Origin of the sequence: Streptomyces sp. NPDC007863, from assembly GCF_040633895.1 — a bacterium.
In the GTDB taxonomy this organism is placed as follows: domain Bacteria; phylum Actinomycetota; class Actinomycetes; order Streptomycetales; family Streptomycetaceae; genus Streptomyces.
On sequence record NZ_JBEYEI010000008.1, the window covers coordinates 164,160 to 177,823 of the forward strand.

12 protein-coding genes are annotated in these 13,664 nt (G+C 74.0%); 8 read left to right on the top strand and 4 right to left on the bottom strand.

What is annotated here, in order from left to right; translation table 11 throughout:
- The first annotated feature begins 59 nt into the window (after positions 1 to 59).
- The 6 genes from ABZ621_RS15140 (at position 60) to ABZ621_RS15165 (ending at position 8,337) form a co-directional block, all read left to right on the top strand.
- Positions 60 to 815: a response regulator transcription factor gene (locus ABZ621_RS15140; RefSeq protein ID WP_169093979.1), complete on the top strand. Its 756-nt coding sequence runs from the start codon at positions 60 to 62 to the stop codon at positions 813 to 815.
- A 5-nt stretch (positions 816 to 820) separates the two neighbouring features.
- Complete coding sequence (locus ABZ621_RS15145; RefSeq protein ID WP_360604438.1) at positions 821 to 2,401, top strand: ATP-binding protein; 1,581 nt, start codon at positions 821 to 823, stop codon at positions 2,399 to 2,401.
- A gap of 26 nt (positions 2,402 to 2,427) precedes the next feature.
- On the top strand, positions 2,428 to 3,711 hold the full coding sequence (locus ABZ621_RS15150) for a bifunctional glycosyltransferase family 2/GtrA family protein (protein ID WP_360604440.1): 1,284 nt from the start codon (positions 2,428 to 2,430) through the stop codon (positions 3,709 to 3,711).
- Positions 3,708 to 5,933: a glycosyltransferase family 39 protein gene (locus ABZ621_RS15155; protein ID WP_360604442.1), complete on the top strand. Its 2,226-nt coding sequence runs from the start codon at positions 3,708 to 3,710 to the stop codon at positions 5,931 to 5,933. Before ABZ621_RS15150 ends, ABZ621_RS15155 begins: the two co-directional genes overlap by 4 nt.
- A gap of 75 nt (positions 5,934 to 6,008) precedes the next feature.
- Positions 6,009 to 7,520 (top strand): MFS transporter, encoded by a 1,512-nt coding sequence (locus ABZ621_RS15160; RefSeq protein ID WP_360604444.1) that lies wholly within the window; start codon positions 6,009 to 6,011, stop codon positions 7,518 to 7,520.
- A gap of 34 nt (positions 7,521 to 7,554) precedes the next feature.
- Positions 7,555 to 8,337 (top strand): TetR/AcrR family transcriptional regulator, encoded by a 783-nt coding sequence (locus ABZ621_RS15165; protein WP_360604446.1) that lies wholly within the window; start codon positions 7,555 to 7,557, stop codon positions 8,335 to 8,337.
- Positions 8,338 to 8,416: 79 nt separating this feature from the next.
- Here ABZ621_RS15165 and ABZ621_RS15170 read toward each other — a convergent pair whose 3' ends face one another.
- Together ABZ621_RS15170 and ABZ621_RS15175 are read right to left on the bottom strand one after the other, a co-directional pair.
- Entirely contained in the window at positions 8,417 to 10,009 is a 1,593-nt protein-coding gene (locus ABZ621_RS15170; RefSeq protein ID WP_360604448.1) for an MDR family MFS transporter, read from the bottom strand.
- A 68-nt stretch (positions 10,010 to 10,077) separates the two neighbouring features.
- Positions 10,078 to 10,536: a MarR family transcriptional regulator gene (locus tag ABZ621_RS15175; RefSeq protein WP_360604450.1), complete on the bottom strand. Its 459-nt coding sequence runs from the start codon at positions 10,534 to 10,536 to the stop codon at positions 10,078 to 10,080.
- Positions 10,537 to 10,718: 182 nt separating this feature from the next.
- On the opposite strand from ABZ621_RS15175, the gene ABZ621_RS15180 reads away from it, so the two are divergent.
- Positions 10,719 to 10,946 carry a hypothetical protein gene (locus ABZ621_RS15180; RefSeq protein WP_360604452.1) on the top strand — a complete coding sequence of 76 codons (228 nt, stop codon included), beginning with the start codon at positions 10,719 to 10,721 and terminating at the stop codon, positions 10,944 to 10,946.
- Positions 10,947 to 11,017: 71 nt separating this feature from the next.
- Here the strand turns inward: ABZ621_RS15180 and ABZ621_RS15185 are convergent, their stop codons facing one another.
- The gene (locus ABZ621_RS15185) at positions 11,018 to 11,617 is read right to left on the bottom strand and encodes a TetR family transcriptional regulator (RefSeq protein ID WP_360604683.1); all 600 of its coding nucleotides are present in this window, start codon (positions 11,615 to 11,617) and stop codon (positions 11,018 to 11,020) included.
- A 202-nt stretch (positions 11,618 to 11,819) separates the two neighbouring features.
- Here ABZ621_RS15185 and ABZ621_RS15190 point away from each other — a divergent pair, with 202 nt between their 5' ends.
- Entirely contained in the window at positions 11,820 to 12,776 is a 957-nt protein-coding gene (locus ABZ621_RS15190; RefSeq protein WP_360604454.1) for an oxidoreductase, read from the top strand.
- Here ABZ621_RS15190 and ABZ621_RS15195 read toward each other — a convergent pair.
- Positions 12,763 to 13,611, bottom strand: a complete 849-nt coding sequence (locus tag ABZ621_RS15195; RefSeq protein ID WP_360604456.1) for a hypothetical protein — start codon at positions 13,609 to 13,611, stop codon at positions 12,763 to 12,765. The genes ABZ621_RS15190 and ABZ621_RS15195 overlap by 14 nt on opposite strands.
- Positions 13,612 to 13,664: the final 53 nt, after the last annotated feature.

Sequence of the window (13,664 nt, forward strand, 5' to 3'; positions counted from 1 at the left end):
TCAGGGAATTCACAGGAAAGCGCAAGGGGGATCTCAGCGGCGGCGGCCAGCGTGGTGCCATGACCGTCACCACTCGCAGCACTTCAGCCCGCCGCGGCACCCGCGCCGATCTGCTCCGTGCCGACGGCACCGCCGTCCGCGTCCTCGTCGTGGACGACGAGGCCTCCCTCTCCGAGCTGCTCTCGATGGCCCTGCGCTACGAGGGCTGGCAGGTCCGCAGCGCCGGCGACGGGGCCGGTGCCCTGCGGGCCGTCCGCGAGTTCCGGCCCGACGTCGTCATCCTGGACATCATGCTCCCGGACGTCGACGGGCTCAGCCTGCTCGGCTCGATCCGGCGCGAGCTGCCCGAGGTGCCGGTCCTCTTCCTGACGGCGAAGGACGCCGTGGAGGACCGGATCGCCGGGCTCACGGCCGGCGGCGACGACTACGTCACCAAGCCGTTCAGCCTGGAGGAGGTCGTCGCCCGGCTGCGCGGCCTGATCCGGCGCTCGGGCGCGGCGCAGGCCCGCAGCGAGTCGGTCCTCGTGGTCGGCGACCTCACCCTCGACGAGGACAGCCACGAGGTCACCCGGGGCGGCGACTCGATCCACCTCACCGCCACCGAGTTCGAGCTGCTGCGCTACCTCATGCGCAACCCGCGCCGGGTGCTCAGCAAGGCCCAGATCCTCGACCGCGTGTGGTCGTACGACTTCGGCGGCCAGGCCAACGTCGTCGAGCTGTACATCTCCTACCTGCGCCGGAAGATCGACGCCGGGCGCTCGCCGATGATCCACACCCGGCGGGGGGCCGGCTACCTCATCAAGCCGGGGGAGTAGGCCCCGTGCGCCTCCGTCCCCGGCTCCGCCCCCTCCTCCGTCCCCGGAGCGGATCCCGGCGGCCGTGGTCGCTGCGGACACGGCTCGTGGTCTCCGCCGTCGCGCTGATCGCGGTCGTCGCGGCCGTCATCGGCGCGGTCACCACCATCGCGTACCGCTCCTACCTCTACGACCGGGCCGACGAGCAGCTCACCGGCCTCGCCCAGCGGGCCGCCGGGCCGCCGGGAGCGCCGCTCGGACCCGACCCGCTCCGCGGCCGTGAGCCGCTCGCCTTCCTCGGCACGCCGGGCTCGCCGATCGGCACGCTCGGCGCCGTCGTCGACGACGGGAAGGTCACCGAGGCCGGGTACTCGACGGAGGTGGCCGGCAGCGGCACGGGCGACGGACCCCGCTTCCCGGTCAGGGAGCTGGACGCGGCGCAGGAGAGCGCGCTCGCCGCCGTGCCCCGCGACGGCCGGGCGCACACCGTCGACCTCCCCGGCGGGCTCGGCTCGTACCGGGTCGTCCACACCGAGGGCGCCCACGGCGCCTTCCTCACCGGCATCCCGCTCACCGAGGTCGAGAACGCCCTCTCCACCCTCGTCCTCGTCGAGCTCAGCCTCACCGGCGCCTCCCTCGCCGCCGCCTCCCTCGCCGGGACGGTCCTCGTCCGGATCGCGCTGCGGCCGCTGCGCAGGGTCGCCGCCACCGCCGCCCAGGTCGCCCGGCTGCCGCTGCACAGCGGCGAGGTCGCGCTCCACCAGCGGGTGCCGGACGCCGAGGCCGATCCACGGACCGAGGTCGGACAGGTCGGCGCCGCGCTCAACCGGATGCTCGACCACGTGCACGCGGCCCTCGACGCCCGCCAGCAGAGCGAGACCCGGGTCCGGCAGTTCGTCGCCGACGCCAGCCACGAACTGCGCACCCCGCTCGCCTCCATCCGCGGCTACGCCGAACTCACCCGGCGCGGCCGGGAGGAGTGCGGCCCCGACACCCGGCACGCGCTCGGCCGGATCGAGTCCGAGGCGACCCGGATGACCGGCCTGGTCGAGGACCTGCTGCTGCTCGCCCGGCTCGACGCCGGACGCCCCCTCTCGGACGAGACCACCGACCTGGTCCCGCTGGTCGTGGACGCCGTCGGCGACGCCCGCGCGGCCGGGCCCGACCACCACTGGCGCCTCGAACTGCCCGGGGACGGGCGGGAGACGGCGGTCCGCGGCGACGGGGCCCGCCTCCAGCAGGTGCTGCTCAACCTGCTCGCCAACGCCCGCACCCACACCCCGCCCGGCACCACCGTCACCGCCCGCGTCCGGGGCGAGGGCGCGGCCGTCGTCGTCGAGGTCCAGGACGACGGGCCCGGCATCCCGCCCGGGCTGCTGCCCGCCGTCTTCGAACGCTTCGCCCGCGGCGACGCCTCCCGCTCCCGGCAGGCCGGCTCCACCGGGCTCGGCCTCGCCATCGTGCGCGCCGTCGTCGCCGCCCACGGCGGCGAGGTGACCGTCGCCTCGGTCCCCGGACGGACGGTCTTCTCGGTGATCCTCCCGGCGGAGAAGAACCCCGTGGGCGCGCACTCACAGGCTGACCACAGGCTGATCACACAGCCGTGACAGCGGGCCCGTCGAGGGTCGTGGACATGCGAACCCACACCCTCGCGGGGCCCGCGACGCAGGCCCCCGGCACCCTCCCCGCCCGGGAGCACCTGCCGGTGAGCGAAGCGGGCCGGCCCGTTCTGGACGTGGTGATCCCCGTCTACAACGAGGAGAAGGACCTGGAGCCGTGCGTCCGCCGGCTCCACGCGCACCTCACGCGCACCTTCCCGTACGGCTTCCGCGTCACCGTCGCCGACAACGCCTCCACCGACGCCACGCCCGCCATCGCCGCCGCCCTCGCCGCCGAGGTGCCCGAGGTGCGGTCCGTACGGCTCGAACAGAAGGGCCGCGGCCGGGCGTTGCGGACCGTGTGGTCGGCCTCCGACGCCCCCGTCCTCGCCTACATGGACGTGGACCTCTCCACCGACCTCAACGCGCTCCTCCCGCTGGTCGCGCCGCTCATCTCCGGCCACTCCGACCTGGCCATCGGCTCCCGGCTCGCCCGCTCCTCGCGGGTGGTGCGCGGGCCCAAGCGGGAGTTCGTCTCCCGCGCCTACAACCTGATCCTGCGCGGCTCGCTCGCCGCCCGCTTCTCCGACGCCCAGTGCGGCTTCAAGGCGATCCGGCGCGACGTCGCCGAGCGGCTGCTCCCGATGGTCGAGGACACCGGCTGGTTCTTCGACACCGAGATGCTCGTCCTCGCCGAGCGGGCCGGACTGCGGATCCACGAGGTGCCGGTCGACTGGATCGACGACCCCGACTCGACCGTGCACCTCGTGAAGACCGCCACCGACGACCTGAAGGGCGTCTGGCGGGTCGGGAGGGCGCTCGCGACCGGCTCGCTGCCGCTGGACCGGCTCGCCCGGCCCTTCGGCGACGACCCGCGCGACCGCGAGCTCTCCGGGGTGCCCGGCGGACTCGCCCGCCAGCTCGTCGGCTTCTGCGTCGTCGGCGTGCTCTCCACCCTCTTCTACCTGGCGCTCTACTCCCTCTTCCGGCTCGGCACCGGCGCCCAGCTCGCCAACGCCGCCGCCCTCCTCCTCTCCGCCGTCGCCAACACGGCCGCCAACCGCCGGCTCACCTTCGGCGTCCGGGGCCGCGACCGGGCCGTCCGCCACCAGGCGCAGGGACTCGTCGTCTTCGCCATCGGCCTCGCCCTGACCAGCGGCTCCCTCGCGGCGCTCGGCGCGGCCACCGGCGACCCGGCGCACTCCACCGAACTCGCCGTGCTCGTCGTCGCCAACCTCGCCGCGACCGTGCTCCGCTTCCTGCTCTTCCGGCTCTGGGTCTTCCCGGACCGCCGACACCCCACGGGGGACCCCCGATGACCGCCCTCACCCCGCCCGTGAACCCACCCGCGCCGCCGGCCGCGCACGCCGGCCCCCGCGCCCCCGGCCGGCTCGCCCGGCTGTGGCGCGGCCGTCCCGACGACGCCCCCTGGGTACGCCCGGCCTTCCTCGGCCTGCTCGCCGTCACCACCGCGCTCTACCTGTGGAACCTGACCGCCTCCGGCTACGCCAACTCCTTCTACTCGGCGGCCGTCCAGGCCGGCGGCGAGAGCTGGAAGGCCTTCTTCTTCGGCTCGCTCGACGCGGCGAACGCCATCACCGTCGACAAGCCGCCGGCCGCGCTCTGGCCGATGGCGCTCTCCGTCCGCCTCTTCGGCCTCGGCTCCTGGCAGATCCTGCTGCCCGAGGTGCTGATGGGCGTGGGCACGGTCGCCGTGCTGTACGCGGCCGTCCGCCGCCGCTTCGGCGCGGGCGCCGGCCTGATCGCGGGCACGGTGCTCGCGCTCACCCCGGTCGCCGCGCTCATGTTCCGCTTCAACAACCCGGACGCGCTGCTCGCCCTGCTCATGACCGTGGCCGCGTACGCGGTGCTGCGGGCCCTGGAGCGGGCCGAGGGCTCCACGAAGTGGCTGGTCGCGGCCGGGGTCGCGTTCGGTTTCGCCTTCCTGACGAAGACCCTCCAGGCCTTCCTGATCCTGCCGCCGCTCGCGCTCGTGTACGCGGTGTGCGCGCCCTCCCGGCCGCTGAAGCGGTGCGGCCAGCTGGGCCTCGCCGGGCTCGCGCTGATCGTCTCCGGCGGCTGGTGGGTGGCGCTCGTCGAGCTCTGGCCGGCGGCCTCGCGCCCGTACGTCGGCGGCTCGCAGAACAACAGCTTCCTGGAGCTGACCTTCGGCTACAACGGCCTGGGCCGGATCAACGGCGACGAGGTCGGCAGCGTCGGCGGCGGGGGCGGACCCGGCGGCGGACAGGGCGGCCGCTGGGGCGAGACCGGGCTGCTGCGGATGTTCAACGACTCCATCGGAGGCCAGGTCTCCTGGCTGCTCCCGGCCGCGCTGCTGCTGCTCGTCGCCGGACTCGTCGTCACCTGGCGGGCGCCGCGCACGGACACGGCCCGGGCCGCGTTCCTCGTGTGGGGCGGCTCGCTGCTGATGACCCTCGGCGTCTTCAGCTTCATGGCCGGCATCTTCCACGAGTACTACACGGTGGCCCTGGCCCCGTACCTCGCCGCCCTCGTCGGCATGGGCGCGGCGGTGCTGTGGGAGGAGCGGACCCGGTTGCCCGCTTCCGCCGGCCTCGCGGCCGCGGTCGGCGTGACGGCCTGGTGGTCCTGGACGCTGCTTGGCCGTACGCCGGACTACCTCCCCTGGCTGCGCTGGACCGTGCTCGTCGCGGGCGCGGTGGCCGTGCTCGGCCTGCTCGCCGCGGGCCGGGTCGACCGGCGCCTGGGCCTGGCGGCGGCGGGCCTCGGCCTGGCGGCGGGCCTCGCGGCCCCGTTCGCGTACACCCTGGAGACGCTCTCCACCGGTCACCAGGGCTCCATCGTCACGGCGGGCCCGGCGGGCGCCGGCTTCGGCGGCCGGGGACCGGGCGGCGGCGGCCGCGGGTTCCCGGGCGGCGGCGAACTCCCGGCCGGGACGCAGCGGATGGACGGCGGCGGCCAGGGCGCGGACGGCGGCCAGGGCACGGACGGCGGCGGCCAGGCGGGCGGCGCACAGCCTCCCAACGGCATGCAGCCCCCGAACGGCTTCCCCGGCGGCGGTCAGACCCAGGGCGGCGGTCAGACCCAGGGCGGTCAGCAGCCCCCCACGGGCCAGACCGGTCGGATGCCGGCCTTCGGCGAGCGCGGCGGCATGGGAGGCGGCGGCATGGGCGGACTGCTCAACGGCGCCACCGTCGGTGCGGAGGCCAAGGCGAAGCTGCTCCAGGACGCCGACGCGTACACCTGGGCCGCCGCGGCCGTCGGCGCGCAGAACGCGGCCAGTTACCAGCTCGCCACCGAGAAGCCGGTCATGGCGATCGGCGGCTTCAACGGCAGCGACCCGTCCCCGACCCTCGCCCAGTTCAAGCAGTACGTCGCCGAAGGCCGGATCCACTACTTCATCGGAAGCGGCGGAGGCGGCGGAAGCGGCGAAGGAGGTGGAGGCGGCATGGGAGGCGCCGTGGGAGGCGGCTCCGAGATCAGCACCTGGGTCCAGGAGACCTTCACCGCCACCACCGTCGGCGGCACCACCTTCTACGACCTGACCGCCACCCCGGAATAAAAAGCCCTATACAGCGTAAGAGGCCTCCTATACGGTGTACGAGCTTCCCCCTCGTACACCGTATAAGGAGTTTCCATGACGGCCACGCCCACGGCGACAGGCGGCCATCCCCAGCGCTGGCTGATCCTCGGCGTCATCTGTCTCGCCCAGCTCACCGTGCTCCTCGACAACACCGTCCTCAGCGTCGCCATCCCCTCGCTGACCACCGAGCTCCACGCCTCCACCAGCGACATCCAGTGGATGATCAACGCCTACTCGCTCGTCCAGTCCGGCCTGCTCCTGACGGCGGGCAACGCCGCCGACCGCTACGGCCGCAAGAAGCTGCTCGCCGTCGGCCTCGCGCTCTTCGGCCTCGGCTCGCTCGCCGCCGGTCTCGCCGGCTCCACCGCGCAGCTGATCGCCGCCCGCGCGGGCATGGGCGTCGGCGGCGCGCTCCTGATGACCACCACCCTCGCCGTCGTCATGCAGATCTTCGACGACTCCGAGCGCGTGAAGGCCATCGCCCTCTGGGCCACCGTCAGCTCGCTCGGCTTCGCCGCGGGCCCGCTGATCGGCGGCGTGATCCTCGACCACTTCTGGTGGGGGATGATCTTCCTGATCAACATCCCGGTGGCCGTGATCGGCCTGGTCGCCGTCCTCAAGCTCGTCCCCGAGTCGAAGAACCCCCAGGGCGACCGCCCGGACCTGCTGGGCGCGCTGCTCTCCACCATCGGCATGACCGCCGCCGTGTACGCGATCATCACCGGCCCCGAGCACGGCTGGACCTCCACCGAGGTGCTGGTCCCGGCCGCGATCGGCGTCGTCGTGCTCGCCGCCTTCGCGCTGTGGGAGCTGCGGACCCCGTACCCGATGCTCGACATGCACTTCTTCCGCAACCAGAAGTTCGTGGGCGCGGTCGCCGGCGCGATCCTGGTGATGTTCGGGATGGGCGGCTCGCTGTTCCTGCTCACCCAGCACCTCCAGTTCGTGCTCGGCTACGCGCCGCTGGAGGCCGGTCTGCGGATGGCGCCGCTCGCGCTGACCGTGGTCGTCCTCAACCTCAGCGGCGTCGGCCCGCGGATCGTGATGAAGCTCGGCACCCCGCTCACCGTCACGGTCGGCATGACGCTGGTCGCCGCCGGTCTCGCGTCGATCGCCCTGATCGGCGGCGGCACGGACGGCACCTACTGGGGCATGCTGCTGGGCCTGGTCCTGATGGGCGTCGGCCTCGCGGTCTCCAACCCGGCCATGGCCAACGCGATCATGAGCGCGATCCCGCCGGAGAAGGCCGGTGTGGGCGCGGGCGTCAACGGCACCCTCGCCGAGTTCGGCAACGGCCTCGGCGTCGCCGTCCTCGGCGCCGTCCTCAACGCCCGCTTCGCCGCCCTCGTCACCGTCACCGCCACCTCGCTCCCGGCGGCCCTCGCGGCGGCCGGCGACGACGCCGAGCGGGCACGGATCTCCGACGCCTTCGCCTCCGGGCTCCAGACCAGCCAGCTGGTCGGCGCGGTCGCCGTCCTCGTCGGCGGGCTCCTCGCCGCCTTCCTGCTGAGGCGGGCGGAGCGGACGGAGCAGCCCGTGGCGGCCGAGCCCGTCGTCGCTGCCTAGCATGGTGGCGACTGCCGACGGACGGAGTACGAGCATGGTCAAGGCCGCGGACCGGACCAGGAACCCGACGGGCTCCAGCGTCTGGCTGGAGCAGCGGGCCGCCCGCAGCGGCGGCGGCCCCGCCGGGCTCGACCGGGACCGGATCGTGGCCGCCTCGGTGCGGATGCTCGACCGGGACGGGCTCGCCAAGCTGTCGATGCGGCGGCTCGCGGCCGAGCTCGGCGTCACCGCGATGTCCCTGTACTGGTACGTGGACACCAAGGACGACATCATCGAGTACGCGATCGACACCGTGTACGCGGAGATCGACCTGGACGCGGTCGCCGCCGGGGCCGACTGGCGCGAGCGGATCCGGACGCTCGCCCTGCACTACCGGCGGATGCTGGTCCGCCACCCCTGGATGTCGCCGTGCGCGGGCCAGTACCTGAACATCGGGCCGCACGCGATCGCCGTCGGCGGGAAGATCCAGGAGGCCGTCCGGGAGACCGGGCTGCCGCTGAGCGGCCAGCCGGGCGCGATGTCGGCGGTCTTCCAGTTCGTGTACGGCTACGGCACGATCGAGTCGCAGTTCGAGCGGCGGGCGGCCGAGGCGGGCATGACGCAGGACGCCTTCTACACCGGCTCCGTCGCCGCCTTCCGCGAGGACCCGCAGTTCCGCGAGGCGCTGGAGCCGATGACCGACATCCTCGACGAGCGCGCCTCGCACGGCTCCGTCACGGCCATCTGGGAGCGGGACTTCGCCTACGCCCTGGACATCCTGGTCGCCGGCATCGAGGCCATGGTGGCCCGCGAGGCCGGAGGGACGCCGGAAGCATGACGAAGCGGCGGGCCGTCCCCTGCCCGCCGCTCCGTCCCGACCCGGCCGCGCCTCCGCTCGAAGCGCGGCCGGGAGCCTGTTACGCCTCCTCGGGCGTGACCGTGCTGCTCTTCAGCGCGACCTCCTTGATGAAGAGCGTCACCAGGAAGGCGAGCAGCGCGAACGGCGCCGCGTAGAGGAAGACGTCGCCGACGCCGTGTCCGTACGCGCTCTCGAAGACGGTGCGGATCGGGGCGGGCAGCGTGTCCATGTCGGGGATGGCGCCGCCGGGGCCGCCCTGGCCCATCGCAGCCGCGGCCTTCGGGCCGAGCTCCGCGATGCCCTCCTTCACGTAGTCCGTGACCCGGTGGGCCATGACCGCGCCGAGCGCCGAGACGCCGATCGCGCCGCCGAGGGAGCGGAAGAAGGTGACGACGGAGGAGGCGGCGCCGAGGTCGGCGGGGGCGACCTGGTTCTGCGTGCAGAGCACCAGGTTCTGCATCATCATGCCGATGCCCAGGCCGAGCACCGCCATGAAGAGGGCGATGTGCCAGTACGGGGTGTCGTACCGCAGGGTGCCGAGGAGGCCGAGGCCCGCTGCGGCGAGCGCGCCGCCGCTGATCAGCCAGGCCTTCCAGCGGCCGGTCTTGGTGATGATCAGGCCGGAGGCCGTCGAGGAGACGAAGAGGCCGGCGATCATCGGGATGGTGAGGACGCCGGACATGGTCGGCGACTCGTTGCGGGCCAGCTGGAAGTACTGGCTGAAGAAGACCGTGCCGGCGAACATCGCGACGCCGACGAAGAGCGAGGCGAGCGAGGCGAGCGTGATGGTCCGGTTGCGGAAGAGCCGCAGCGGGATGATCGGCTCGGAGGCCTTGGACTCGACGAGCACGAAGAGCGCGCCGAGCAGGACCGATCCGCCGACCATGGCGGCGGTCTGCCAGGACATCCAGTCGTACTTGTCGCCGGCGAAGGTGACCCAGACGAGGAGCAGGGAGACGGCGGCGCTGATGAAGAAGGCGCCGGCCCAGTCGACCTTGACCTCGCGCTTCACGACCGGCAGCTTGAGGGTCTTCTGGAGGACGACCAGGGCGAGCAGCGCGAACGGCACGCCGACGTAGAAGCACCAGCGCCAGCCGAGCCACTCGGTGTCGGTGATGACGCCGCCGAGCAGCGGGCCGCCGACGGTGGCGACGGCGAAGACCGCGCCGAGGTAGCCGCTGTAGCGGCCGCGCTCACGGGGGGCGATCATCGCGGCGAGGATGACCTGGGAGAGGGCGGTGAGACCGCCGACGCCGATGCCCTGGATCACGCGGCAGGCGATCAGCATGCCGGTGGACTGGGAGAGGCCCGCGACGACCGAGCCCGCGACGTAGATGGTCAGGGCTATCTGGATGAGCAGCTTCTTGGAGAAGAGGTCGGCCAGCTTGCCCCAGAGCGGGGTGGTGGCGGTCATCGACAGCAGGGTCGCGGTGACGACCCAGGTGTAGGCGGACTGGCCGCCCTCCAGGTCGGTGATGATCTGCGGGAGGGCGTTGGAGACGATCGTCGAGGAGAGGATGGCGACGAACATGCCGAGCAGCAGCCCGGAGAGCGCCTCCATGATCTGACGGTGCGTCATCGGAGCCGCGGGGCCTCCGGTCTCGGCGGCCGGGGCGCCCCGCACACCGGTGTCGGGTGTGGTCGTAGCCATGAAGTGGGATTCCTCTGGTTGCGAGCGTGGTCAGGGTGGTCGGGCAGGCTCACGCGCGGTCGGCGTGGTCAGGCGTGGGTGGCCCGGCAGTCCCCGAAGGAGTCGCGGAGTCGGGCGAGCAGGGTGGTGAGCAGTGCGACGTCGTCGTCGGACCACTCCGCGAGGTAGTGGGTGAAGGCTTCGGTCACCCGGCGGTCGAGCTCGGTGAGCATCGCGAAGCCTTCGGGGCTCAGCCGCAGGATGCGGGAGCGCCCGTCGTCGGGGTCGGGCAGCCGCTCGACCCAGCCGCGCGCTACGGTGTGCGCGACGTGGCGGCTGCAGACGGACATGTCCACGGCCATCAGCTCGGCCAGCCGGCTGGTCCGCATGGACCCGTGGTGCTTGAGCATGGCGAGGACGGCGGCGGCGCCGCCCTGGCAGTCGCCGGGCAGGACGCGGGCGACGCCGCGCTTCACGGCCCCGATCGCGCTGATGGCGCGGGCGAGATCCTCGTAGCGGCTGCCGCTCGGCTCCGCGAGACGCTCCACGAGACCGCACCCCTTCCAACTTGTTGCTTAGGGCAACCATAGAGATGGATGGTTGCTTCAGGCAAACTAAATCGGTCAAACGGTGCTAAAGAATCGGCAAAGCGGAGGCGAGGTGGAGGTCGGGGTGCGGCGGGGTGCCGGGGCTTGGGCCCTTCACCCCGCTTTCGCTAGGGTCCTGGCCCATGGCACACAACCCGCAAGCACCGTACGGCCAGGGCGCCCAGGGCCCCGAGGGCTACGACCCCGCCGGCAGCACCCAGATGTTCCGCGCCTTCGTCGACGAGGGCCCCCAGCACCAGCCGCAGCAGGCCGCGGCCGTCTCGGCGGGCGGCCCGCGCCTCGGCGTGATCGCCGGCGTGATCGGCGCGATCGTGGTCGTCGCGGCGGTCGTCTGGCTCGCCGTCTCCTGACCCGCGTTCCCCCGGTACGACGCAGGGGGCCGGTTCCGTATCCGTACGGGACCGGCCCCCTCCGTCGTTCCTCACCCCTGTACGGCGTCCAGCGCCGGGGCGAGCATCCCGAAGGCCTCGGTGATGAGCGCGAGCGGATCGGCGCCCCGGCCCCCGCCGCTCCCCGCGCCCCGGCTCTCCCCGCTCCCGCTCCCGCTCCCCGCGTCCTCGCTCCACCGGCAGAGCACCGTCTCGAAGGCGGTGAGCGCCATACCGGCCGCGAGCGGCGGGTACAGGCCGGCCGGGTCGAGCCCGAGCCGGGCCGCCAGCTCCTCGGCGAGCTCCTCCCGCCAGCCGGCCTCGTGCTCCAGGAGGCGGGCGAGCAGCGCGGGCGTCCCCAGGATCAGCCGGACCACGGGGAGGGTCCGCTCGGGGTGGTCGCCGCAGGCGGCGAGCGGCACGGAGACCGCGTGCAGCAGCGCGGCCGAGGGCCGCTCCCCGGCCGGCCGGGCGGCCAGCGCCGCCCGCATGTCGGCGCCCATCCCGGCCAGGAACTGGACGACCACGTCCTCCTTGGAGGCGAAGTAGCGGAAGAAGGTCCGCTTCGAGACCCCGGCGGCGGTCGCGACCTCGTCGACGGTGACGGCCTCGAAGCCCTTGTGCGCGAAGAGCTGGAGCGCGGTCTCGGTCAGCTCGGTGGCGACGAGCTGCCGCTTGCGCTGGGCGAGCGTCGAGGCGCGCGGGGCGGGACCGGCGGGCGCCGGGGCGCCGGGGGCCGTGGCCGGGGTGCGGGACGCGGGTGGGGTGCTCACCCGACCGATGCTAACGCGGTGACGCCCATGACATCACCCGACATGTTTGACACCGAGTGACACGCGCGGCAATGTGTGTCGCATGAGTCGTACGCGCACCCCGCACTGGACCGCCGACGCCATCCCCGACCTCACCGGCCGGATCCACGTCGTCACCGGGGCCACCAGCGGCCTCGGCCTCGCCACCACCCGCGCCCTCGCCCTGCGGGGCGGCCGGGTGATCCTCGCCGTACGGGACGAGGAGAAGGGCCGGCGGACCGTCGCCGCGCTCACCGCCGACGGCGTCTCCCCGGACCTCCTGACCGTCCGCCGGATCGACCTCGCCGACCTCGACTCGGTGCGCGCCTTCGCCGAGGGCCTGCGCGCCGACCATCCGCGCCTCGACGTCCTCGTGAACAACGCGGGCGTCATGGGCCCGCCCCGCACGCTCAGCGCCCAGGGCCACGAGCTCCAGTTCGCCGCCAACCACCTCGGCCACTTCGCCCTCACCGGCCTGCTGCTCGACCTCCTGCCGGCCGACGGCCGGGTGGTCACGGTCAGCTCGCTGATGCACCGGCAGGGCACCCTCCCCCTCGACGCCCCCGCCGACCCCGCCGCCCTCACCGGCGCGCGCGACTACGCCCCGATGGCCTTCTACAGCCGGTCGAAGCTGGCCAACGCGGTCTTCGGCCACGAGCTGCACCGTCGGCTCACCGCCGCCGGCAGCCGGGTCCGCAGCGTCCTCGCCCACCCCGGCTACACCGCGACCGGCCTCCAGACCCGGGACATCACCGGCTTCTCCCGGTTCTTCTACAGCCGGATCGGCAACCCGCTGCTCGCCCAGCGCCCGGAGCGCGGCGTCCTGCCCCAGCTGTACGCGGCGACCGCCCCGGACGCGGCCGGCGGCGACTTCATCGGCCCGGACGGCCTCGGCGAGCTCCGCGGCCACCCGACCCGGGTGGAACCCTCCGCCACGGCGGCCGACCCGGAGACGGGCCGCCGCCTCTGGGACCTCTCCGAGGAGCTGACGGGCGTCCGGTACGGGCTCACCGCCAGGTAGCGGTCACCTCGCGGGTCTCGACGCGCATGCCGAGCGGCACCCGCCAGGACTCCAGGCAGACCGTGTACGTCTGCTTGCGCGCCGCCCCGGGGGCGATCGGGGCCGGCAGCGGCTGGGTGGTCGTGACCGTGCCCCAGTCGACGCCGAGCGCGCCGATGACGTGGGTCTCGAAGGCGGCGGTGCCGGAGGTGGCGGGGGAGCCGCCGGTGTTCCGGAAGGTCACCGTGACCCGCTCGCACCAGCGCCGCTCGCCGTCGGCGGTGACCGGCGCGGAGACCGTGAGCACGGCGGGCCCGGGCGCGGGCGTCGGCGTGGAGGGCCGGGGCGAGGCGGTGGTGGGCGCGGGGGAGGTGGTCGGCGCGGCGGTGGTGCCGGGGGTGGTGCCGGGGGTGGTGCCGGGGGTACGCGGCGGGGCCGGCGTCCCGCCGGACGAGGAGCCCCCGCCGGACGAGTCCCCGCCGGGCGGCGCCCCCGGTTCCGTACGCCCCCCGGAAGCGGACCCGGACCCGGAGGAGCCGGTGCCCGTACCCGTGCCGGTGCCCGTCCCCGTGCCGTTGCCGGCCGACGCGGACGGCGACGGTGACGGCCCCGGTCCGTCCGGCGGTGCGTCCGGCGCCGGGGGCGGGGAGGAGGTGCTGGAGGTGGTGCCGCTCGCCGTGGGGCTGTCCAGCGGGACCAGGGTGACCGCGCCCGAGGGGGCGACCGCGCCGCCGGGCGAGGGGCCGGCGCCGACCGCCGTGAATCCCTCGCCGTCTCCTCCGCCTCCGCACGCGGTGAGCGCTCCGCCGAGGCAGAGCGCCACCGCCACGAGTACCGGCTGCTTCCTGCGGCTCATGCGCCCCAGTGTGGCTGACATCACGTCAACAAGAGGCGGATTCGCGGAAGTCG